This window comes from Sulfurivermis fontis, assembly GCF_004001245.1.
Lineage (GTDB): Bacteria > Pseudomonadota > Gammaproteobacteria > Thiohalomonadales > Thiohalomonadaceae > Sulfurivermis > Sulfurivermis fontis.
The window spans coordinates 471545-495099 of sequence record NZ_AP018724.1 but is presented as its reverse complement, the minus strand read 5'-3'; the positions used below and the strand labels follow the sequence as shown (position 1 = coordinate 495099).

The window sequence follows — 23555 nt, the reverse complement described above, 5'->3', positions numbered from 1 at the left end:
CCGCATGTATACCCAGTGTCCGACCTGCCACACCTACTTCCGCATCACCCCTGAGCAATTGCAGGCGGCGGGCGGCAAGGTGCGCTGCGGCGAATGCCGCGGCGTGTTCCACGCGCCGGACTTCCTCACCGACACCCTGCCCGGCCATCCCGCCGCCGAACCGCCGCACGACGAGCCCGACTACGAGCAGTTGCTGCGCGAGCCGGAGCAGGAGCCGATTGTTGCGGAAGAACCCTGCGCGGCTGAATCTGCGCCGGCGGCAGAGGACATCGCCTCGCAAATAACGGAGGAAAGCGCCGCTGAGGAGGCACAGGAGACCCTCGCCATCGACCTGGACGAACTGTTCGGCAGCGACACGGAAGAAGCGACGGAGACAACCGCCGCCGCGGAGGATGCAGACACGCCGGTCGAAGCAATAGCAACGCCGGAACCCGCAACCACCGCCGCCACCTATGACGAGGAGGATATCGAGGCCCTGCTGAAATTCGGGCCGCACAGCGGCGACGGCGACGACGCCCCGCAGACCTACCCCCTGCCCTGGGACGAGCCGCCGGTGGAGGATTCCGGGCCTGCCAGCACCGACATCGACACGGCATCCGTCGCGGTGGCCGAATTTGACCAGCCCGAAGAAGCGCTCACCACGGCCCGCAGCGTCGCTCCGGCCGCTCTGTCCCCCCTGTCGGCACTGCTGGCGGAAGAAGAGGAGGCACCGCGCCGCCGCCCGCTGGCCACGCTGGGCTGGACCCTGGGCAGCCTGCTACTCATTGCCGTCCTGGCCGTGCAATTCGTCTACCTCAATCGCCTTACCTTCGTGCAGCAGGCCGAACTGCGGCCGCTTCTGGAGCAGTTGTGCGCCTACACCGGCTGCCGGCTGCCGCCGCGGCGTGACCTTGCCGCGCTGACCCTACTGGAGCGCGATATCCGCTCCCACGAACAGTACCAGGGCGCACTGACCATCCACGCCACCCTGCAGAACCGCGCCGCCTTCGCCCAACCCTACCCGGCCGTGGAGGTGGTGATGCGCGACCTCGGCGGCAAGGTGGTGGCGTGGCGCCGCTTTCTGCCCAAGGAGTATCTCGTCGGATCGGTACCTGCAATGCTGGAACCGCAGGCCACTGCCCAGCTGACGCTGGAGGTGGTCGATCCGGGCAGCGAGGCCGTCGGCTTCGAATTCACCTTCCACTAGGGAAGCTCTGAATAAGTTCAGAGCTTCCGCGGCACAGGGATGTGCCGCCATTTTTCAACGACGATAAGTCGTTGAAAAATGAAGCCAAGCGAAAATCACACTGTTCGCTTGGCGTGGTCTGAGAAGTCCAGGATGGACTTATTCAGACCTTCCCTAGGCGCGCCGACACGCGCCTTCCGATGCGCGACACGAGGTAAAAGGTTCGAGGAGGATCTCGCTGCGCGACATATCAACTACTTGCGTGCGCGGCACGCAGCCCCTTCGCCCCGCGTACCTCGTCCCTTGTACCTTCTTTGCCGTTCCTGGGGTATGATTCGCGGTTCCCGCGTTTTCAGCCCCGCGCCGCCCATGCAGATCGGACCCTACAAACTGGCCAACAACCTGGTGCTCGCGCCCATGGCGGGGGTCACCGATCGGCCGTTCCGCCAGTTGTGCAAACAGCTCGGCGCCGGCATGGCGGTGTCCGAGATGGTATCGTCCAACTCCCTGCTGTGGGGCAGCGCAAAGACCAAGCGCCGCGCCGATCACGACGGCGAGGTGGAGCCGCGCAACGTGCAGATCATGGGCGCAGACCCCAAACTGATGGCCGACGCCGCGCGCTACAACGTGGACAACGGCGCGCAGATCATCGACATCAACATGGGCTGCCCGGCCAAGAAGGTGTGCAACGTCTCCGCCGGCTCCGCCCTGCTGCGCGACGAAGATCTGGTGCGGCGCATTCTCGAAGCCGTGGTAAGCGCCGTGCCCGAGGTGCCGGTCACCCTCAAGTTCCGCACCGGCTGGGATCGCGAGCACAAGAACGGCGTCACCATCGCCCGTATCGCCGAGAATGTCGGCATCCAGTCCCTCGCCGTGCACGGCCGCACCCGCGCCGACGGCTACAGCGGCGAAGCCGAATACGACACCATCGCCGCCATCAAGGCCAGCGTGCGCATCCCGGTGATCGCCAACGGCGACATCACCACACCGCAGAAGGCCAAACAGGTTCTCGACTACACCGGCGCCGATGGCCTGATGATCGGCCGCGCCGCCCAGGGGCGGCCGTGGATTTTCCGCGACATCCAGCATTACCTGACCACCGGCGAGCTGCTGCCCGAACCCTCGGCGCAGGAGGTGCGCGACATCCTGCTCGGTCACCTGAACAACCTGTACGCCTTTTATGGCGAGTACACCGGCGTGCGCATGGCTCGCAAGCACATCTCCTGGTACAGCAAGGGGCAGCGCCACGGTGCCGCCTTCCGCCAGGAGGTGAACCGCGTGGAGGGTGCGGCGCAGCAACTGCAAATGGTCAGGGACTTTTTCGACCGCATCATCAACGGGGAGGAATTGGCGGCATGAACACCACTAGCGCAGCCCGCACCATCCCGCTCAACGGCATGGTACGCAACGCACTGCAACAGTATTTCCAGGATTTGAACGGCCACGAGCCCAACGACCTCTACCAACTGCTGCTGTCCGAAGTGGAACGCCCGCTGCTGGAGACCGTGATGCACTACGCCCGGGGTAACCAGACCCGCGCCGCCCAGGCCCTCGGCATCAACCGCGGCACCCTGCGCAAGAAGCTCAAGCAGTACGGTCTGGACAACTGAAACCCAAAAGAATTAAGGAAGGTCTGAATAAGTCCATCCTGGACTTCTCAGACCACGCCAAGCGAACAGTGTGATTTTCGCTTGGCTTCATTTTTCAACGACTTATCGTCGTTGAAAAATGGCGGCACATCCCTGTGCCGCGGAAGCTCTGAACTTATTCAGAGCTTCCTTAAACGCAAAGACGCCAAGAGCGCAAAGGACGCAAAGTAATAATTGCTTCCCTGATGCGGTAATCCGGCCCAGCCGAATGCAGAGCTCTGCGCCAGTTCCTGGATAACAAATGAATATCTTTGCGTTCCTGGCGTCCTTTGCATCTTTGCGTTGCAGGCTTTTTTCTTAAAGGAAAACAACATGAACAAGATTCAGCGCGCGCTGCTCAGCGTCTCCGACAAGACCGGCATCGTGGAATTCGCCAAAAGCCTCGCCGCCATGGGCGTGGAGCTGCTCTCCACCGGCGGCACCTGCAAGCTGCTGGCGCAGAATGGCGTGCCGGTGATCGAGGTCTCCGACCACACCGGCTTCCCCGAGATGATGGACGGCCGCGTCAAGACCCTGCACCCGAAGATCCACGGCGGCATCCTCGGCCGCCGCGGCACCGACGACGCGGTGATGGCCCAGCACGGCATCCAGCCCATCGACCTCATCGTGGTGAACCTGTATCCGTTCGAGCAAACGGTGGCCAAGCCGGACTGCACGCTGGAAGACGCCATCGAGAACATCGACATCGGCGGCCCCACCATGCTGCGCGCCGCGGCCAAGAACCACAAGGATGTCACCGTGGTGGTCGATGCCGCCGACTATGCCACCGTGCTGGACGAGATGAAGGCCAACAACGGCGCCACCACCCACGCCACCCGCTTCTCCCTGGCCATCAAGGTCTATGAGCACACCGCGCGCTATGACGGTGCCATCGCCAATTATTTCGGCCGCCTCACCAGCGGCGCAAAGACTGACTTCCCGCGCACCATCAACCTGCAATACAAGAAGGTGCAGGAGATGCGCTACGGCGAGAACCCGCACCAGAAGGCCGCCTTCTACGTCGAGCACGACCCCGAGGCCGGCAACGTCGCCAGCGCGCGCCAGCTGCAGGGCAAGGAGCTGTCCTACAACAACATCGCCGACACCGACGCCGCGCTGGAGTGCGTCAAGCAGTTCCCGGAAGGTCCGGCCTGCGTCATCGTCAAGCACGCCAACCCCTGCGGCGTGGCCATCGGCAGCAACCTGCTCGACGCCTACGAACGCGCCTACAAGACCGATCCGGAATCGGCCTTCGGCGGCATCATCGCCTTCAATGGCGAGCTGGACGGCGAAACCGCCAGGGTGATCGTCGAGCGCCAGTTCGTCGAGGTAATCATCGCGCCCAAAATCTCCGCCGCCGCAGTCGCGGCCGTCGCCGCCAAGAAGAACGTGCGCCTGCTGGAGTGCGGCCAGTGGCCGTCACAAGCCACCCAGCGCCTGGACTTCAAGCGCGTCACCGGCGGCCTGCTGCTGCAGGAGGCCGACCTGCTGCTGACCGGCGAGATCAAAGTGGTGAGCAAGCGCCAACCCACCCCCGGGAGATGGAGGATCTGCTGTTCGCCTGGCGCATCGCCAAGTACGTCAAATCCAACGCCATCGTCTACGGCAAGGACAGGATGACCATCGGCGTCGGTGCCGGTCAGATGAGCCGCGTCAACTCCGCGCGCATCGCCGCCATCAAGGCCGAGCATGCCGGACTGGAGGTCAAGGGCTCGGTGATGGCCTCGGATGCCTTCTTCCCGTTCCGCGACGGCATCGACTCGGCCGCCAAGGCCGGGATCGCCGCGGTAATCCAGCCGGGCGGCTCGCTGCGTGACGAAGAGGTGATCGCCGCCGCCGACGAACACGGCATGGCAATGGTGTTCACCGGCATGCGTCATTTCCGCCACTGATTGCCCGCTGTTGCAGTCGGTTGCTGCCGAAAAAGGCCGGGAAACCGGCCTTTTTCGTGTCTGCGCCCTTTTCTATCCCACAAAAAATGTGATTAAATTCACCAAACAAGGTAGGGATTTTTGTTAACTCACAAAATCTGATAGCGATATCACACTCCACACGCCCAAGCGCCTGCCTGTGCAGGGAAACACAACAATGAGCAGCATACGGAGATCAACCCATGTACTACTTTGTCTGGGACTCAAGTCTGGAAACCGGTATCGACATCATCGATTCGCAGCACAAGCGCATCGTTGAATACATCAACCAGCTGCACGACGCCATCGCCGACAAGAGCAAAGAGGATATCGAGCAGGTGCTGAACCAGCTCATCGACTACACCGTCAGCCACTTCACCTTCGAGGAAAGCCTGCAAGAGAAGGCCGGTTATGGCCATCTGGAGCCACACCGCAAGGTCCACGAGGCCTTCACCGCCCGGGTCCGCGACTACAAGGCCCGCTTCGACAAGGGCGAGGACATTTCGAAGAAGCTGCTCTCCGACCTACGTATCTGGCTGACCAATCACATCAAACAGGAAGACCGCGACTATGTCGCCACAGTCAAGGCCCATCTCAACGGCGACCACGACAAGGGCTGGCTGTCCAAGACCCTGAGCCGCATCTTCGGCGGCTGACAGCCTGGGGACCGGGGCGCGCCTGCGCCCCGGCTGTCTATCTCCCCGTACCGCAGCGGCGTTCCACCGGCGCGATATCCGCTGACTTCACGATGCGGAAGCGATCGCTCACCTGACCGTGGGCATTGATGAAATACGCGTCCAACCGGGCGTCTTCCACGTCGATCAATAGCGACCCCAGCTCACGCCGGTTCACCGCGTGCACCGGGTGATCGAGCGGTCCGGCATCGAGCTTGGCCGTCGAACCGACCACCGCATACACCGTGCCGCCATGGGCCGCACGCCCCGCCGGCTTGCGGTAGGGGGCCTCCGGCCCGCCACCGCCGCTGTCCAGCACCATCTCCGGCCGCAACGTATCGGCCCTACCGTAATGGCAGGCCAGGAGATGGCTGCGCTCGTACACATGGCTGTGGCCGCTCAACACCAAATCGACACCACCGGCCTCCAACACCGGCAGAAATGTGGTGCGCATGTCCACCATGCGCCCCCAACTGTCCCGCCAGCTGTCGGAATTGTGCCCGCCGCGGCTGTACGGCGGGTGGTGGAACAGGGCCACGGTCCACGGCAGCCGGTTGGCGGCCAGATCCTGCTGCAACCAGCGCAACATCGGCCCGTCGGCCGACAAGTCACCAGACTCGGAGTCCAGCACCACGACATGGATATTGGCGTAGTCGAAAGAAAAATACCGTTCGCTACCCGATGGCACACCACCGGCCTCACCGGCGGCCGGAAAGCTGAAGACACGATAAAAGGTCCAGCGGCGGGCATCATGGTTGCCATACACCGGCAGATAGGGAATGTTGCGCAGCAACGCGGCATAGGGTTCGAACAGGGCTTCCTGAAACTCCCGTGCCTTGCCCGAGCTGTAGGCGTTGTCACCGGTGGTCAGCCACAGGTCGAAGGGGGGACGCCCGGACCGTGGATGCTGCGCCGACCACTGCAAAGCGGCATCACGTACCGTGCGTGTCCCCTCGTGCCAATAACCCGGGTCACCTTGTATCCACAGGCGGATCGGGCCGCGGTCACCGGGAGGCGGTGCGGTATGGAACCAGTAGTCCGGGCCGCCGCGATACACCGCCGCATCGGTGCCCACGGCATAGTAATAGCGCGTCGCCGGCTGCAATCCGGCCAGCCGGACCTCATGCGAGAGCCGTGCCGTCGTCTCGCGCACCACGTGCTCCAGCCGCGCGGGGTCGGTGCCATAACGCACCACGCCAATCTCCTCTTCACCGCTCTGCCAGCGCAGGGTGATGCCGTCGTGGCTCACCACCTGGAGGTAGGGCTCACGGGCACCGTCATAAGCGCTCTGCCAGGCCACCTGCCCCAGCCGCCCCACACCCCACAGCGCCACCAACACCAGCACCCCCAACAACAGGCGCCGCAACCAGCGCAGAAAGACATGGACAAAGGCTACAGGCATGGGAACTCCCTAGCGGTGAAACAGACCAACGAACAGACCGGCGCCACCATGGCGGCTGGCCACCCTATGGTACAATGCCGACCCCATTTTATCCGCAGCGCCCGCTCACGCATCCATGCACAAGATACCTCGCCTGCCGCGCTTCCTGGCCCTCGCCACCGTACTGTACCTCCTGGTCTTCAGCCTGTTGCGGCTGGGGTTCTGGCTGTATTTCGATGCCGCCGGCGACCCGCTGCCCGGCGGCGAGCTGCTGACGGCGCTGTACCTCGGCCTCAAGTTCGACCTGCGCCTGACCCTGCTGATCCTGCTGCCGCTGTTCCTGCTCGCCTGGCTGCCCTGGCTCAGCCCGTTCCACTCGGCGGCAGCGCGCCGGTTCTGGGTCGGTTATCTGACGTTGACCGGCATGGCCACGCTGCTGTTCTACATGATCGACTTCGGCCACTACGCCTACCTGCAGACCCGCGTCGACGCCAGCGCCCTGCGCTTTCTGAAGAACCTCGACATCTCGCTGCAGATGGTCTGGGAGACCTACCCGGTGCTGACCCTCGGCGCCGCGCTGCTGGCCGCTGGCGCCCTGCAGTCCTGGGCGATGAACCGTCTGCTGCTGCGCTGCGCCGTGACGCCCGCGCCGCGACTGAACTGGAAGGGCCGCACCGTCACCACCTTGCTCACCACCCTGCTGCTGCTGGGCGGCCTGTACGGCAAGTTCTCCGCCTATCCGCTGCGCTGGAGTGACGCCTTCTTCGGCACCCACACCTTCTCCGCCCAGCTCACCTTCAACCCCTTGCTGTATTTCGTCGATACGCTGCTCAACGGCGGCGGCGTGACCTTCGATACCGAACAGGTGCGCCGCTACTACCCGGAGATGGCGGCCTGGCTGGGCGTCGACAACCCCGATCCGGCTAGCCTCGACTTCCGCCGCCGCCACGTTCCCGGCCAGACACCGAGCACTCCGCCCAATGTGGTGATCGTGATCATGGAGTCCTTCGCCAGCTACAAGTCGGGCCTGTCCGGCAATCCCCTCGCCCCGACGCCGCACATCGACCGGCTGGCGGCCGACGGCTATTTCTACCCCAATTTCTACACCCCGCAGACCGGCACGGCGCGCTCCATCTTCTGCGCCATCACCGGCATTCCCGACGTGGAGACCCACGGCACCTCGTCGCGCAATCCGCGCATCGTCGATCAACACACGCTGCTCAACAGCTTTGCCGGCTACGACAAGTTCTACTTCCTCGGCGGCAGCGTCAGCTGGGGCAACATCCGCGGCCTGCTCACCAACAACATCCCCGACCTGCGCCTGTATGAGGAAGGCAGCTACAGCGCGCCGGTCGTCGACGTCTGGGGCATTTCCGACCTGGACCTGTTCCGTGAGGCGGACAAGGTATTCCGCCAGCAGCAGAAACCCTTCGTCGCCGTGGTGCAGACCTCGGGCAATCACCGCCCCTATACCATCCCCGAGGACAACGCCGGCTTCGAACTGCTGCACCCGTCGCCGCGCGAACTGGAGCGTGCCGGTTTCCACTCGGTGGAGGAATTCAACGCCTATCGCTTCATGGATCACAGCATCGGCGAGTTCATGCGCCTGGCACAGGAAGCCGGCTATGCCGACAACACCGTGTTCGCCTTCTTCGGCGACCACGGCCTGCCGGGCATCGCGGAGCATGCCAGCCGGGCCGACGTGCAGCTGGATCTCACCAGCAATCGCGTCCCCTTCATCATCTACAGCCCCAGGCTGATACCGCAGGGGCGTCGCATCGACACCGTCGCCAGCGAAACCGACGTGCTCGCCACCCTCGCCGCGCTGGCCGGCCAAAGCTATGTGAACACCACACTGGGACGCAACCTGCTCGATCCACGCTTCGACGGCGAGCGCTATGCCTTCAAGATCATCCAGAGTACCCCGGTACGTATCGGTCTCATCGGCGACGAGTTCTATTTCGAGACCAACGCGGATGGCAGCTATCGCCATCTGCACCGGCTGGACAGCAAAAAGCCGCGTGACAACGTGATTGAGCGCTACCCCGACGTGGCGGCACGCATGGAACAGATGACGCGGGCCTACCATGAAACCGCCAAGTACATGTTGTATCACAACAAGCCGGTCACGCCGGACTAGGCAGTGGGAGCGGGACGTGCGCTGTCACCGTTCCGCAGCCGCATCGTTTCAGGGCAGACAGAACGAGAAGGGCAGGCAGATGAACGTACTGGTAATCGGCAGCGGCGGGCGCGAACACGCCCTGGCCTGGAAGGCGGCGCAGTCGCCGCGCGTGCGCAAGGTCTTCGTGGCGCCGGGCAACGCCGGCACCGCGCGCGAGGCCAAGCTGGAGAACGTCGCCATCAAGGTGGAAGACATCCAGGGGCTGGTCGCCTTCGCGCGCGACAACGCTGTCGCCCTCACCATCGTCGGCCCGGAAGTGCCGCTGGTGCTCGGCGTGGTGGACGCCTTTACTGCCGCCGGCCTGCGCTGCTTCGGTCCCAGCCAGGCGGCGGCCCAGTTGGAGGGCTCCAAGGCATTCACCAAGGACTTCCTCGCCCGCCACGGCATTCCCACCGCCGCCTACGCCACCTTCACCGACATGGAGGCGGCGCTGGCCTATGTGCGCGAACAGGGCGCCCCCATCGTCATCAAGGCCGACGGCCTCGCCGCCGGCAAGGGCGTCATCGTCGCCATGACCGAGGACGAGGCCGAGGACGCAGTACGCGACATGCTGGCCGGCAACGCCTTCGGCGAGGCCGGACATCGCGTGGTGATCGAGGAGTTCCTGGAAGGCGAAGAGGCCAGTTTCATCGTCATGGTGGACGGCGAACACATCCTGCCCATGGCCACCAGCCAGGACCACAAGCGAGTCGGTGACGGCGACACCGGCCCCAACACCGGTGGCATGGGCGCCTACTCCCCGGCCCCGGTGGTCACGCCGGAGGTGCATGCGCGCGTGATGCGCGAGGTGATCGAACCCACGGTGCGCGGCATGGCCGCCGAAGGCCACCCCTACACCGGTTTCCTCTACGCCGGCCTGATGATCACCCCCGACGGCGCGCCCAAGGTCATCGAATACAACTGCCGTTTCGGCGACCCGGAGACCCAGCCCATCATGCTGCGCCTCAAATCCGAACTGGTGGGACTGTGCGAGGCGGCGCTCGACCGCCGCCTGCACGAAGTCAGCGCCGAGTGGGACAGCCGCGCCGCCGTGGGCGTGGTGCTGGCCGCCGGCGGCTATCCGGGCGACTATCGCAAGGGCGACGTCATCTCCGGCCTGGACGAGGCCACAGCCCCGGATGCCAAGGTGTTCCATGCCGGCACCGCCGACAGGAATGGACAAGTGGTCACCGCCGGCGGCCGCGTACTGTGCGCCACCGCCCTGGGCACCACGGTCAGCGAGGCCCAGGCCCGCGCCTACGCCCTGGCCGGCAAGATCCGCTGGGACGGCCTGTTTTATCGCCGGGACATCGCCTGGCGCGCCATCCAGCGTGAAGGGGGCTGACGCGGTGTTCCCCACCAGCCCGGCACTGACCTTGCACGATCCGTTGGGTGAACGGCTGGGGCCGACGACCGGTGCTACCGCTACACCTTCGACGAGGCGGTGAAACCGGCCGGCCACGCCTGACCTACGGTGGCGGGCGGCTCATGGTCATCGCGGTCTAACCGGGTGTCTGGCCTTTACCCCCGGTATTTGCGTATCATGCCCAGACCTGTGCGCGCGAAATCGCCCCAACAGCGGCAAAACGAATTCAACGAACACAAAACCAAAGCTTTAATTTTCTTTCTTAAGGAGCACACGAAATGTCCGAGAAGCATCCAGTGATCGCGGTCACCGGTTCCTCCGGTGCCGGCACGACCACGGTCAAGAACGCCTTCGAACACATCTTCCACCGCGAAAACATCAAGCCGCTGGTGGTGGAAGGCGATTCGTTCCACCGCTACAACCGCGCCGAGATGAAGAAGGCCCTGGAAGAGTTCGCCAAGAAGGGCAAGAACCTGTCCCACTTCGGTCCCGACGCCAACCACTTCGACCTGCTGGCCGAAACCTTCGCCACCTACGGTCGCACCGGCAAGTGCAAGCGGCGCTACTACATCCACAGCGACGCCGAAGCCGTCGAGCACAACGCGCGCCTGAACGCCAACTACAAGGCCGGTGAGTTCACGCCATGGGAAACCATCAGCGACAAGACCGACCTGCTGTTCTACGAAGGGCTGCACGGCGGCGTGGTGGACGGCAAGATCGACGTCGCCGCCTATACCGACCTGCTGATCGGCGTGGTGCCCATCGTCAACCTGGAGTGGATCCAGAAGATATTCCGCGACAACGCCCAGCGCGGCTACTCCGCCGAGGCCATCGTCGACACCATCCTGCGCCGCATGCCGGACTACGTGAACTACATCACCCCGCAGTTCTCCCGTACCGACATCAACTTCCAGCGCGTACCGACCGTCGACACCTCCAATCCATTCATCGCCCGCGACATCCCGACCCCGGACGAGTCCTTCGTGGTGATCCGTTTCCGCGACCCGGCGAAGTTCAATACCGACTTCCCCTATCTGCTGAACATGATCCCCAACTCCTTCATGTCACGCCGCAATACCATCGTGGTCCCCGGCGGCAAGATGGGCTTCGCCATGGAACTGATCCTCGCCCCGATCATCCACGGCATGATCGAGAAAAGCCGCAAGGCCAAGAGCAGCAAGGTCAAGGCCGCGAAGTAATCGGCTCTGACTGCTGTAACGAACAAGGCCCGCGCAAGCGGGCCTTGTTCGTTGCTGCCGGCGTGAAACCCGCGCCCTACAGGTGATAGCCGAAGGCCTCATGGAAGCGGCTCTTGAACTCGTCGAAGGTGAAGCGGTGGTTCTGCGTGCCGGGATGCTCGATCTTGATGGCCCCCATCAGCGAGGCGACACGGCCGGTGGTCTCCCAGTCCATGTCGTTCATCAGACCGTAGATCAGGCCGGCACGATAGGCATCGCCGCAGCCGGTAGGGTCATGCAGCTCACGCACCGGCGCAGTGGGAATCTCCAGGCGGCGCTGCTTGGTGTAGATATACGAACCGTGCGCACCTTTAGTGATGATCAGGGCCTCGACACGCTCGGCGATCTCGTGCGGCGACAGGCCGGTGCGCTCCTCCAGCAACTGCGCCTCGTAATCGTTCACCGCCACCCAGGTGGCCTGCTCGATGAAGCACTTGAGGTCATCACCATCGAACATCGGCAGGCCCTGGCCCGGATCGAAGATGAAGGGGATGTTGGCCTCGGCAAACTGGGTGGCGTGCTCGATCATGCCGTCGCGGCCATCGGGCGCGACGATACCGAGGGTCACCCCCTTGGCCTCGTCGATACGGTTCTCGTGGGCAAAGCTCATGGCACCGGGATGGAACGCGGTGATCTGGTTGGCATCCTGATCGGTGGTGATGAAGGCCTGCGCGGTGTAGGTGTTGTCCAGCACCTTGATATGGCGCGTATCGATACGGCACTGCTCCAGCCAATCGGCATAGGGCTCGAAGTCGCGCCCCACGGTGGCCATCGGCAACGGTTTGCCGCCGAGCAGTTTCAGATTATAGGCAATGTTGCCGGCACAACCGCCGAACTCGCGGCGCATGTCCGGCACCAGGAAGGAGACATTCAGGATGTGCACCTGATCGGGCAGGATGTGGTTCTTGAAGCGATCATGGAACACCATGATGGTGTCATAGGCGATGGAACCGCAGATCAGTGCAGACATGGTGCTCCCCTGTTGTAAAAAATTGATACAAGGGAAGCTCTGAATAAGTTCAGAGCTTCCGCGGCACAGGGATGTGCCGCCATTTTTCAACGACGATAAGTCGTTGAAAAATGAAGCCGAGCGAAAATCACACTTTTCGCTTGGCGTGGTTTTGTCCACGGATGGACTTATGTCGCTCAGCCCAGGGAGGGGCGGGAGCGACCTGAGAAGTCCAGGATGGACTTATTCAGACCTTCCCAAAATACAAGTTACAAGATACAAGGGGAATGAACTAGCCACGCTTGTGCTGTTCTGGAATTAAACAACCGTGCGCGCAGCGCACTCCCCCACTTGTAACTTGTAACTTGTAACTTGTAACTTGTAACTTGTAACTTGTAACTTGTAACTTGTAACTGGGTTTTAAGCCACAAACCGGTCATAGAGCACGAAGCCCCACACCACCAGCACGTTCATCAGCGCCATGAATACCGCCGCCGATCCGATGTCCTTGGCGCGGCCGGCCAGGGTATGGTGCTCGACACCGACGCGGTCCACCACTGCCTCGATGGCGGAGTTGATCAGCTCGACGATAAGCACCAGCAGCAGACTGCCCACCAGCAGGGCCCGCTCGATGCCGTTGCCGCCCAGCCACAGCGCAGCAGGCAACATGACGATCAGTGCCAGCAGTTCCAGGCGAAAGGCCTCTTCATACTGTAGGGCGGCCTTCAGCCCCTGTACGGAATAACCGAAGGCCTTGACGACATGGCTGAGGCCCCTGTGGCCGGGCTTGTTGATCTCGGTCATGGCTGTTATGCCGGTTTCTTCCAGACCAGATCCAACTCACGTGCCGCCTTGACGTCGTCGAGACGCTTCACCGGCAAGGTGTGCGGCGCCCCGGTGACGATGTCCGGGGTCTGCTGCGCCTCCGCGCGGATCTTCGCCAGCACGTCGACGAAGGCGTCCAGCGTCTCCTTGCTCTCGGTCTCGGTGGGCTCGATGAGCAGGCATTCGGGCACCAGCAGCGGGAAGTAGGTGGTCGGCGCATGAAAACCGTAGTCGAGCAGACGCTTGGCGAAATCGCGCGCGCCGGTGCCCCACTCCTTGGCTTCTTTCTTCAGCGTGATGATGAATTCATGGGTGGCACGGCGCGCGGGGAAGGCCGCCTCGAAACCGGCCTGTTGCAGGCGTGCCATCAGATAGTTGGCGTTCAGCGTAGCGTAATCGGCCACCCGCTCCATGCCCTCGCGGCCGAGCATCCGCGCATAAACATAGGCGCGCAGCAGGATGCCGACGTTGCCGGCATGGGCCGACAGACGGCCGATGGACTGCGGGCAGTCCGCCTCCTCCAGCCAGCGGTATTCGCGGCCGTCGTAGCCCACCATCGGGATGGGCAGGAACGGCAGCAGGCGTTCGCCCACCACCACCGGGCCGGCACCCGGGCCGCCGCCGCCGTGCGGGGTGGAGAAGGTTTTGTGCAGATTGAGATGCACCACGTCGAAGCCCATGGCGCCCGGCTTCACCTTGCCAAGGATGGCGTTGAGATTCGCGCCGTCGTAATACAGCAGGCCGCCGGCCGAATGCACGATCTGCGCGATCTCCTTGATGCGCCGCTCGAATACACCCAGCGTCGACGGATTGGTCAGCATGATGCCGGCGGTCTGCGGCCCCACCGCCGCCTTCAGCGCCGCCAGATCGACATCGCCATTCTCGTCGGTGGGTATTTCGCGCGCCTCGTAGCCGCACATCACCGCCGTCGCCGGATTGGTGCCGTGCGCCGCGTCGGGCACCAGGATCTCGCGCCGCGCCGTATCGCCGCGCGCGTCGTGATAGGCGCGGATCATTGCCACGCCGGCGAACTCGCCCTGGGCGCCGGCCGCCGGCGTGAGCGAGCACCCCTTCATGCCGGTAACGTCCTTCAGTATTTCCTGCAAGTCGTACAGGCAGGCCAGCACACCCTGGCCGTGGGTCGCCACCGGGGCCTGCGGGTGGCGCGCCAGAAAACCGGGCAGCGAGGCCAGCGTATGGCAGCCGCGCGGGTTGTACTTCATGGTGCAGGAACCCAGCGGGTAGAACTGCGTGTCGATGGAGAAATTCTTCTGCGACAGGCGCGTGTAGTGGCGCACCGCCTCCAGCTCCGATACCTCCGGCAGCAGCGGCCGGTCCTTGCGACGGAACCGATCGGGGATGCCGTCATAGGCCGGTTGCGGTCCGGGGGTCTGCGCCGCGTTGACGCGGCCGCTGCGGGAGTGTTCGAAGATCAGCATGTCGTTGGTCGCTTTTCGCTAGCGGAATCGGTGAATTACAGGGCCGCCAGGGCCTGGTCGTAATCGGGTTCCTGCACGATCTCGGGCACCAGTTCGGTGTACAGCACCTTGTCGTTCCCATCCAGCACCACCACGGCGCGGGCGCAGATGCCGGCCAGCGGGCCGTCCTGGATCAGCACGCCGTAATCCTTGGCGAAATTCTTGTCGCGCATCATGGCCAGGCTGATCACGTTGTCCAGGTGTTCGCCGGTGCAAAAGCGCGATTGCGCAAAGGGCAGATCGGCGGAGACGATCAGCACCACCACCTGGTCGCCCAGCTTCTTCGCCGCCTCGTTGAACTTACGCGTGGAGGTGGCGCAGACGCCGGTATCCAGGCTCGGCACGATGTTGAGCAGCTTCTTCCTGCCCTTGAAATCGGCCAGGGTGACATCGCTCAAATCGGCGCGGGTCAGCTTGAAGTCCGGGGCCTGGCTGCCGACGGCGGGCAGGTCGCCATTGGTGGTGATGGGGTTGCCGCTCAGGGTGATGGTGGCCATGGTGTGCCTCTCCTGTGGTTGTCGGGTCGGAGTCCGAAGTGTAGCCAATGGCTCAGAGGGTGCCTTCCTTCGGCCGCAGCTTGGTGCAGATCGGACCGTCCTTGCGCCGCGACAGGATGCGCTCCAGGTTCTGGGCGTAACGTTCGATATCCTCCGCCGTGCGCGTCTCGGTGGCGCACACCAGAATGGCGTTGCCCAGCTCCGGATAGTCGGCGGACAGATCGTAACCACCGAGGATGTCCTGCACCGCCAGCGCGCGCAGCACCTCGGCCACCGGCTGGTTGATGCGCAGCACCACCTCGTGGAAATAGGGCGAGCAGAACACCTGCTCCACGCAGTCGATCTGCGTCAACCGCTCCACCAGGGCGCGGGTGTTGGCATGACAGGCATGGGCCACGCGCGCCAGGCCCTCGGCGCCGACCAGCGCCATGTAGATGGTGGCGGCGGTGACCATCAGCCCCTGATTGGAACAGATGTTGGAGGTGGCCTTGGCGCGGCGGATATGCTGCTCGCGCGCCTGCAGGGTCAACGTGTAGCCGACCTTGCCGTCGAGATCGACGGTGCGGCCGATGATGCGGCCGGGCATCTGGCGCACATGTTCCTGCTTGCAGGTGATGAAGCCGAAATACGGGCCGCCGGAGGACAGCGGCGCGCCCAGCGGCTGGCCCTCGCCCACGGCGATGTCGGCGCCCTTGCCGCCCCACTGTCCCGGCGGCGTCAGCACCGCCATGGCCGTCGGGTTCACCAGGCCGATGGCCAGCGCGTGGTTGGCATGGGCCCAGTCGGTGAGCGCATCCACCTCTTCCAGCACGCCGAAGAAATTGGGCTGCGGGATCACCAGCGCGGCATAGTCCTCGCCGGCGTAGCGCTTGAGATATTCCGGCTCGATATTGCCGCTGCCGGAGTAATCCAGCTCCACCAGTTCGATGCCCTGGTTCCGCACGATGGCCTGCACCACCTTGCGGTAGATGGGGTGCACCGTGGCCGGCATCAGCACGCGCTTGCTCTTCGATTTGCGGTTGGCGCGCACCGCCATCAGCACCGCCTCGGCCAGCCCCGACGCGCCGTCATACAGCGAGGCGTTGGAGGCATCCATGCCGGTCAGGCTGGCGATCATCGTCTGGTATTCGTACAACACCTGCAGCGTGCCCTGGCTCGCCTCCGCCTGGTAGGGCGTATAGGCCGAGTAGAACTCGCCGCGCGAGGCGATCTCCCACACCGCCGCCGGGATGTGATGCTCGTAGGCGCCGGCACCGATGAAACACAGCGGCATGCCGTCCTGTGCCGCACGCTGGTGCATCAGGCGGGCGACCGCCATCTCGCTCATGCCGGGCGGCACGTTGGGCAGCCCCTTGGCCAGCAGCTCGGCCGGGATTTCGTCGAACAGCGCCTCGATGCTGTCGGCGCCGATGGCCGCCAGCATGGCCTGCACATCATCTTCGGTATGCGGAATGAACGGCATGTTGGTCTTCCGTTGCAGAGGAGAGGTGGCGCGCGGCGAACCCGGCGCGCCACATGTCGCCTGGACTCAGTGGCTGTCTTCCGCCACCACCGCCGCATAGCCGGCGGCATCGAGCAGGCCGGCCAGGTCGGCCGCATTGGCCGGCTTCATCCGGAACAGCCAGCCGTCGCCATAGGGGGACTTGTTCACCAGCTCCGGGGAGTCCACCACCGCGTCGTTGACGGCGGTGATCTCGCCGGCCAGCGGCGCGTATACGTCGGAGGCGGCCTTCACCGACTCCACCACCGCGCAGTCCTGGTCGCTCTTCAGCACGCGGCCTACTTCGGGCAGTTCGACGAACACCATGTCGCCCAACAGATCCTGGGCATGCTCGGTGATGCCCACGGTGACGGTGCCGTCGCTCTCCGCGCGCACCCACTCATGGGTCTTGGTGTACTTCAGTTCGGCCGGTACGTTGCTCATTGTTGTCTCCTCGGTCTCAAAGCTTTGGTTGGTTCGGTTCAATCGATGCAGGACTGGCCGTTGCGCACGAAGGGCGGCTTGACCACGCGCGCCTTGAGGCGCTTGCCGCGGATGTCCACCTCGCACTCGCCCACCTCGCCCGCCGGCACGCGCGCCAGCGCCACGGCGCGGCCGAGGCTGGGGGAGAAGGTGCCCGAGGTGATCTCTCCCACGCCCTGCGCGGTGTACACCTGCTGGTGGCTGCGCAGCACGCCCTTGTCTTCCAGCACCAGGCCGATCAGCTGCTGCGGCACACCCGCAGCACGCTGCGCCTCCAGCACCGGGCGGCCGATGAAATCACGCCCCTGCGGCTCCCAGGCCACGGTCCAGGCCAGACCGGACACCAGCGGCGTGGTGTCCTCGTCCATGTCCTGGCCGTACAGATTCATGCCCGCCTCCAGGCGCAGCGTGTCGCGCGCGCCGAGGCCGCAGGGCTTTACCTCCTGGGCATACAGATCGTTCCACAGCTCCTCGGCGTGCTCCGCCGGCACCATGATCTCGTAGCCGTCTTCACCGGTATAGCCGGTGCGGGCGATGAACAGACTGCCGGACTCCACCGCGGCGAAACGCGGCAGCTGCGGCGCGGCGCCGATGCGCGTGCCCAGCGCGGCCTGTGCCTTGGCGCGGGCGTTGGGGCCCTGCACCGCGATCATCGCCAGTTCCTCCTGCACGTCCACCTCGACGCCGAAGGACGGGGCATGGCGGCGCAGCCAGGCGATGTCCTTGTTGCGGGTGCCGGCGTTGACCACCATGCGGAACCAGACCGGCTCCATATAGTAAACGATCAGGTCGTCGATCACCCCGCCGCGCTCGTTGAGCATGCAGCTGTAGATGGCCTTGCCGGCCACGGTCAGACGTGCCACGTCATTGGCCAGCAGATAGCGCAGGAAGTCGCTCACCCGCGCCCCGCGCAGGTCCACCACGCACATGTGCGACACGTCGAACATGCCGGCGTCACGGCGCACCTGATGGTGCTCCTCGATCTGCGAACCGTAGTGGATCGGCATGTCCCAGCCGGCGAAATCCACCATCTTCGCCCCCAGCGCCACATGCGCTTCGTACAACGGCGTTCTGTTACCCAAAATGCTTCTCCTGTCAGACAGAAATCTATTCTTCGGCGTGATACGAACTGCGCACCATCGCCCCGGCCTTGACCCAGGCGAAACCCAACGCCGCCGCCTCGCGGGCGTAGGCGGCGAAGGTGTCGGGGTGCACATACTCCCGCACCGGCAGGTGCTGGCGCGTCGGACGCAGGTACTGGCCCAGGGCCAGCCGCGCCACGCCGGCACTGCGCAGGTCGCGCATCACCGCCACCACCTCGTCAAACCCCTCGCCCAAGCCCAGCATCAGCGCCGACTTGGCCTCCACCCCGGGCTGCGCCGCGGCCAGTTCCAAGAGGCGCAGCGAGCGCTCGTATTTCGCCCCCTTGCGCACCGTGCGGTACAGCGCCGGCACCGTCTCCACGTTGTGGCCCCAGACGAACTCCGGCGCGGCGGCGCACAGCAATTCGATGGCCTGCTCCTGGCAGCCACGGAAGTCCGGGGTGAGCACCTCCAGGCCGATGGCCGGGCGGCGCGCACGCAGCTCGCGCAGGGTGGCGGCGAAGATGCCGGCGCCGCCATCGGCCAGCTCGTCGCGGTTCACCGAGGTGAGCACCACATAATCCAGCCCCATCTGGACCACCGCCTCCGCCACCCGGCGCGGCTCGTCCCGGTCCACCGTGCCGGGCCGTCCGGTCTTCACCGCGCAGAAACCGCAGGCGCGGGTGCAGGTATCGCCCAGCAGCATGATGCTGGCGGTGCCGCGGCTCCAGCACTCGCCGCGGTTGGGGCAGCGCGCCTCCTCGCACACGGTATGCAGACCGTGGCCATGCACCCGCTGCGCGGTCGCCGCATAGTCCCCCGCCGCCAGCGACTGGCGCACCCACGCCGGCATACGCCCCACATTGGGCTGCGCCGAGTGGTCGAACACAGGGATCGCGATGCTGCCACGGCTCATATGCACTCAAACTCCAAAGTCAAAAGCGTTAAACGCAAGACACGAAGTTCGCAAAGGTTTGTTGCATCCGGATTTACCGGGTCCCCGGCATGGCTTGGGTCTCACGACAATAATCTTTGCGCCCTTTGCGTTCTCTGCGTCTTTGCATTGGGCTTCTTTCTTGCCCCGGAAACGAAAAAGGGGCGACGCAAGGCCCCAGCCTTGCGTCGCCCCTCTGTCCCTTGCACCTGAGAGCTTTAACCCCTTCGGCGGACTGATCAACAGCCTCTCTCCAGAGCCGACCGGAATGCCGCGGTCCTTTTGCCTGAGCGAGTGTCCGGGCGGTTTGCGCCTTCGGCGGCAGGGCGGGCCTGCTCTCTCCCACGACTTCTAGGGTCGGTGCGGCACTATAACCCGGCTCGGGGCCGCCTTGCCAGCGGCGGCAGGTCGCCAGCCAGGCCCATGCCCCGGCGCATGAAGAAATTCTTCACCGGGTGCAAACGGTCGGCCAGACTCAGGCCGGCGTTGCGCAACTGGACCAGCGGCATTTTGTCGTTGCTGAACAAGCGCTTGAACACGTCCATCGCGCCCACCATGGCGATGTTGTCGCCCTTGCGCCAGCGCTCGTAGCGGCGCAGCAGGCTCAGGCTGCCGATATCGCGGTGCCCGGCATGGAGCAGCACCTCGGCCAGGGCGGCCACATCCAGCATGCCGATATTGAGTCCCTGCCCGGCCAGGGGATGCAGGGCGTGGGCGGCATTGCCGGCCAGGGCCAGGCGCGGCAGGACGTAGCGGTCGGCGTGCTGCAGGCGCAGGGGGAACACACCGCGCGGCCCCACCGACTCCATGCGCCCCAGGCTGTCGCCGAAGGCCTGCTGCAACCGATCGAGGAACTCGCCCGCCGGCAGGGTGCGCAGCACCTCGGCCTGCTCATGGCCGGTGGACCAGACGATGGAGCTGTAACCCCCGGGCAGGGGCAGGAAGGCGAGCGGGCCGGTCGGCAGGAAACGTTGCCAGGCCGCGTTCTGGTGATGGCGTGAGGTCTGCACGGTGGCCACCAGGGCGCTCTGGTCGTAGGCCCAGCCGGTGCTGTCGATGCCGGCCTGCTCGCGCACCCAGGAGGTGGTGCCGTCGGTGCCGACCAGCAGCTGCGCCGTGAGGGTGCGGCCGTCGGCGAGGAACAGCTGCGCCGTGTCGTCGCCCAGTTGCAGGCCGGTGGCATGGGCCGGGCAGAGAAAGTCGATGTTGTCGAACTCGCCCAGACGATCGAGCAGCGCGGCGAGGATCACCCGGTTCTCGACGATGTGGCCAAGGTCGGGCTCGCCCAGCTCGGTGCAGTCGAAATGAATGGCGCCGTTACCGCAGGCATCCCACACATGCATCGCCTCGTAGGGCTGCACGCGCCGCGCCACCATGCCCTCCCAGGCGCCGACGGCGGCAAACACGTTCTGCGTGGCGCGGGTGATGGCGCTGACGCGGATGTCGAACTCCTCGGCGGGAAACTGGCGCGGCGCCGCCACCGGCTCCACCACCGCCACGCGCAGCCGTGAGCCGCCCAGGGCACAGGCCAGCGAGGCGCCCACCATGCCGCCGCCGATGATGGCGATGTCGTAATTCATGGTTTCAAGTTGCAAGTTTCAAGTGGCAAGTCACAAAACAATCCTGTTCAAATCTGCCGCCTGTCACCCGCACTTCCTCCTTGTCACTTGTCACTTGCAACGGCAATCCGCAAGCCAGCCGCGGCAAATGACCGATCAGCCCCATCGCCTGCCGTGCCAGCAGATGCCTGGCCGGCGGCAGGGCGTCCAGCGCCAGCAGGCCGAGGTTGCGTGCCAGCTTCAGCGGCGGCAGGTTGTTGGAATAGGTGCGTACCAGACCGTCGGTGAAGGCCGCGGTACGCAGGTAGTCGGGCCGGCGCCAGCGCGCATAGTCCTGCAACGCCGTCATGCGGCCGATGTCCTCGCCGCGTGCCACGGCAGCGGCGATCACCTGCGCCAGCGCCGCCACATCGCGCAGGCCGAGGTTGAAGCCCTGCCCGGCCACCGGGTGAATGGCATGGGCGGCATTGCCGATGAAGGCGACACGCGCGCTGGCCGCCTCGCGCACGAAGCGCAGCACCAGCGGGTAGGCCTGGCGCTCCGAGGTGCGCAGGAAACGGCCGGCGCGGTAGCCGAAGCGCTGCTGCAGGCGCTGCAAAAACTCCTCGTCAGGCAATGCCAGCAATTCATCGACTTGATCGTCGCGCGCCGTCCAGACCAGTGACCAGCGCCGACCGCGCAACGCCTGGTCGGCATCGCCGGGCGGATCGCAGGGCAGCAGGGCCAGCGGGCCGGTATCGGTGAAACGTTCGTAGGCGGTATTGCCGTGCGGCCGGTCGGTGGTGACGGTGGCGATCACGGCGGTCTGCCCATAGCCCAGTTCCCAGGTGCGCGCGCCTACTTGCTCGCGCACGGTGGAACGGCCGCCGTCGGCCGCCACCAGCAGGCGCGCACGCAGCGTGCGCGGCGCCCCCGTGTGCTGCAACTGCACGGCCACGCCATCCTCCTCCACCTGCACGGCAACCAGTTCGGCCGGGCACAACAGCTCGACATTGGCGCACTGCGCCAGCGCGGCGGTAAGCGTGGCGCCGATGACGCGCCCCTCCACCACATAACCGAGGGCGGTGACATTTTCTTCCGTCGCCGCCAGATGCGCCGAGCCGAAACCGCCGCGCTCGGAGACATGGATATGTTCGATAGGGGTGACCCCGCGTGCTGCCATCGCCTCCCACACACCCATGCTGTGCAGGATGCGCTGCGAGCCGGCCGCCAGGGCGATGGCACGGGCGTCGAAGGCGGGCTGCGCCGCGGAGTCGTAGGGCACCACCTCCACCAGGGCGATGGACAAGGGCAGATCCTTCAGCGCCAGCGCCAGGCTGGCGCCGGCCATGCCGCCGCCGATGATGACGATGTCGTAGGTCATGGTTGCAAGTTACAAGCGACAAGCCGCAAGTTACAAGAGGGGCTTCTTGTCACTTGCCACTTGGGACTTGTCACTCTCCTCCCTCCATCCACTCTTCGATCGCATCGGCATCCTTGAGTGCATCCCGGGTCAACACCTCATGGCCGGTCCTGGTGACCAGCACGTCATCCTCGATGCGGATGCCGATGTTGTGCCACTTCTTCGCCACGCCCTTGGCCGGGCTGATGTACAGGCCCGGCTCGATGGTCAGCACCATGCCCGGCTCCAGCACGCGCCACTCCTCGCCGACCTTGTATTCGCCCACGTCGTGCACGTCCATGCCCAGCCAGTGGCCGGTGCGGTGCATGTAGAACTGGCGGTAGGCCTGATCCTTGATGAGCTGCGACACCCGCCCCTTGAGCAGGCCCAGCTTCACCAGCCCCTGGGTCAGCACCTTCACCGCCGCTTCGTGCGGCTGGTTCCAGTGATTGCCCGGCTGCACCTGCTCGATGGCGGCGTAATTGGCCTCGAGCACGATGTCGTACAGCGCGCGTTGTTCCGGCGAGAACTTGCCGTTGACCGGAAAGGTGCGTGTGATATCGGCGGCGTAATAATCGTACTCGCAGCCGGCGTCGATCAGTACCAGATCGCCGTTCTTCAGTTCGTCGCTGTTTTCCGTGTAATGCAGGATGCAGCCGTTGGCGCCGCCGCCAACGATGGAATTGTAGGCAGCGAAGCGCGCGCCATGGGACATGAATTCGTGCAGGATCTCCGCCTCCAGCTGATATTCACGCACACCGGGCTTGCAGGCGCGCATGGCGCGCAGATGGGCCTGGGCGGTGATCTTCGCCGCCTTGCGCATTACCGCCGCCTCGGCGGCGCTCTTGTACAGGCGCATGTCGTGCAACAGGTGATCCAGCGAGACGAACTCGCCCGGGGTATGCACGCCGGCGCGCGACTTCTTACGCAGGGTGTTGATCCAGTCCATCACCCGGCGGTCGAAGTCCTGATGCGCGCCCATGGTGTAGTAGACCCGCTCCTTGTTCTCCAGCAGGCCGGGCAGAATCTCGTCGATATCGGTGATGGGGAAGGCATCATCGGCGCCGTACTGCTCCATGGCGCCGTCCAGCCCGGCACGGCGGCCGTGCCAGGTTTCCATCTCGGCATCCTTCTCGCGGCAGAACAGCAGGAACTCGCCATGGGCGCGGCCGGGGATCAGCACCGCCACCGCCTCCGGTTCAGGGAAGCCGGTGAGATAGTAGAAATCGCTGTCGGCGCGATAGTGGTATTCGGTATCACGGCTGCGCACGCGCTCGAGCGCGGTGGGCAGGATGGCGATGGAGTCCGCTCCCATGGACTGCATCAGGCGCTTGCGCCGCTTGGCAAATTCACTACGGGTCATG

19 protein-coding genes, 1 pseudogene and 2 riboswitches are annotated in these 23555 nt (G+C 64.8%); of the genes and pseudogenes, 8 read left to right on the top strand and 12 right to left on the bottom strand.

From position 1 onward, the window contains the following. Positions 1-4: 4 nt before the first annotated feature. The 5 genes and pseudogenes from EP379_RS02590 (at position 5) to EP379_RS02570 (ending at position 5359) form a co-directional block, all read left to right on the top strand. Positions 5-1186 (top strand): DUF3426 domain-containing protein, encoded by a 1182-nt coding sequence (locus tag EP379_RS02590; protein WP_127475533.1) that lies wholly within the window; start codon positions 5-7, stop codon positions 1184-1186. Positions 1187-1534: 348 nt separating this feature from the next. Then, entirely contained in the window at positions 1535-2524 is a 990-nt protein-coding gene (gene dusB, locus EP379_RS02585) for a tRNA dihydrouridine synthase DusB (RefSeq protein ID WP_127475530.1), read from the top strand. Then, the gene (gene fis / locus EP379_RS02580) at positions 2521-2775 is read left to right on the top strand and encodes a DNA-binding transcriptional regulator Fis (protein WP_127475527.1); all 255 of its coding nucleotides are present in this window, start codon (positions 2521-2523) and stop codon (positions 2773-2775) included. Before dusB ends, fis begins: the two co-directional genes overlap by 4 nt. Before the next feature lie 351 nt (positions 2776-3126). Further along, a pseudogene (gene purH, locus EP379_RS02575) lies at positions 3127-4685 on the top strand (bifunctional phosphoribosylaminoimidazolecarboxamide formyltransferase/IMP cyclohydrolase). 221 nt (positions 4686-4906) lie between these two features. After that, complete coding sequence (locus tag EP379_RS02570; protein WP_127475525.1) at positions 4907-5359, top strand: bacteriohemerythrin; 453 nt, start codon at positions 4907-4909, stop codon at positions 5357-5359. A gap of 37 nt (positions 5360-5396) precedes the next feature. Here EP379_RS02570 and EP379_RS02565 read toward each other — a convergent pair whose 3' ends face one another. Then, positions 5397-6779, bottom strand: coding sequence for a purple acid phosphatase family protein (locus EP379_RS02565; RefSeq protein ID WP_127475522.1), 1383 nt, complete (start codon positions 6777-6779; stop codon positions 5397-5399). Between the two features lie 115 nt (positions 6780-6894). Here EP379_RS02565 and EP379_RS02560 point away from each other — a divergent pair, with 115 nt between their 5' ends. From EP379_RS02560 to EP379_RS02550, 3 genes are all read left to right on the top strand, one after another. Further along, entirely contained in the window at positions 6895-8898 is a 2004-nt protein-coding gene (locus tag EP379_RS02560; protein WP_127475520.1) for an LTA synthase family protein, read from the top strand. Between the two features lie 79 nt (positions 8899-8977). Beyond that, entirely contained in the window at positions 8978-10264 is a 1287-nt protein-coding gene (purD, locus tag EP379_RS02555) for a phosphoribosylamine--glycine ligase (protein ID WP_127475517.1), read from the top strand. A gap of 299 nt (positions 10265-10563) precedes the next feature. Next, on the top strand, positions 10564-11484 hold the full coding sequence (locus tag EP379_RS02550) for a phosphoribulokinase (protein ID WP_127475515.1): 921 nt from the start codon (positions 10564-10566) through the stop codon (positions 11482-11484). A gap of 76 nt (positions 11485-11560) precedes the next feature. Here EP379_RS02550 and EP379_RS02545 read toward each other — a convergent pair whose 3' ends face one another. From EP379_RS02545 to pepP, 11 genes are all read right to left on the bottom strand, one after another. Beyond that, positions 11561-12493, bottom strand: a complete 933-nt coding sequence (locus EP379_RS02545; protein ID WP_127475511.1) for a carbohydrate kinase family protein — start codon at positions 12491-12493, stop codon at positions 11561-11563. A 399-nt stretch (positions 12494-12892) separates the two neighbouring features. Then, positions 12893-13276, bottom strand: coding sequence for a diacylglycerol kinase (locus EP379_RS02540; RefSeq protein ID WP_127475508.1), 384 nt, complete (start codon positions 13274-13276; stop codon positions 12893-12895). Between the two features lie 5 nt (positions 13277-13281). After that, a complete protein-coding gene (gene gcvPB, locus EP379_RS02535) occupies positions 13282-14736 on the bottom strand; it encodes an aminomethyl-transferring glycine dehydrogenase subunit GcvPB (RefSeq protein WP_127475506.1) in 1455 nt (484 codons plus the stop codon). A 35-nt stretch (positions 14737-14771) separates the two neighbouring features. Further along, positions 14772-15272: a thiol peroxidase gene (gene tpx / locus EP379_RS02530; RefSeq protein ID WP_127475504.1), complete on the bottom strand. Its 501-nt coding sequence runs from the start codon at positions 15270-15272 to the stop codon at positions 14772-14774. 52 nt (positions 15273-15324) lie between these two features. Beyond that, positions 15325-16734 (bottom strand): aminomethyl-transferring glycine dehydrogenase subunit GcvPA, encoded by a 1410-nt coding sequence (gene gcvPA / locus EP379_RS02525; RefSeq protein WP_127475501.1) that lies wholly within the window; start codon positions 16732-16734, stop codon positions 15325-15327. Positions 16735-16800: 66 nt separating this feature from the next. Beyond that, the gene (gcvH, locus tag EP379_RS02520; protein WP_127475499.1) at positions 16801-17196 is read right to left on the bottom strand and encodes a glycine cleavage system protein GcvH; all 396 of its coding nucleotides are present in this window, start codon (positions 17194-17196) and stop codon (positions 16801-16803) included. 38 nt (positions 17197-17234) lie between these two features. Continuing rightward, positions 17235-18317 carry a glycine cleavage system aminomethyltransferase GcvT gene (gcvT, locus tag EP379_RS02515; RefSeq protein WP_127475496.1) on the bottom strand — a complete coding sequence of 361 codons (1083 nt, stop codon included), beginning with the start codon at positions 18315-18317 and terminating at the stop codon, positions 17235-17237. A gap of 25 nt (positions 18318-18342) precedes the next feature. Next, on the bottom strand, positions 18343-19233 hold the full coding sequence (gene lipA / locus EP379_RS02510; RefSeq protein WP_127475494.1) for a lipoyl synthase: 891 nt from the start codon (positions 19231-19233) through the stop codon (positions 18343-18345). A 204-nt stretch (positions 19234-19437) separates the two neighbouring features. Further along, a riboswitch (glycine riboswitch) is annotated at positions 19438-19515 on the bottom strand. Next, positions 19516-19606: riboswitch (glycine riboswitch) on the bottom strand. It lies immediately after the preceding riboswitch. A gap of 13 nt (positions 19607-19619) precedes the next feature. Then, a complete protein-coding gene (locus EP379_RS02505; protein ID WP_127475492.1) occupies positions 19620-20831 on the bottom strand; it encodes a UbiH/UbiF/VisC/COQ6 family ubiquinone biosynthesis hydroxylase in 1212 nt (403 codons plus the stop codon). A 4-nt stretch (positions 20832-20835) separates the two neighbouring features. Continuing rightward, positions 20836-22173 (bottom strand): 2-octaprenyl-6-methoxyphenyl hydroxylase, encoded by a 1338-nt coding sequence (ubiH, locus tag EP379_RS02500; RefSeq protein WP_127475489.1) that lies wholly within the window; start codon positions 22171-22173, stop codon positions 20836-20838. Between the two features lie 70 nt (positions 22174-22243). Then, on the bottom strand, positions 22244-23554 hold the full coding sequence (gene pepP / locus EP379_RS02495) for a Xaa-Pro aminopeptidase (protein WP_127475487.1): 1311 nt from the start codon (positions 23552-23554) through the stop codon (positions 22244-22246). Position 23555: the final 1 nt, after the last annotated feature.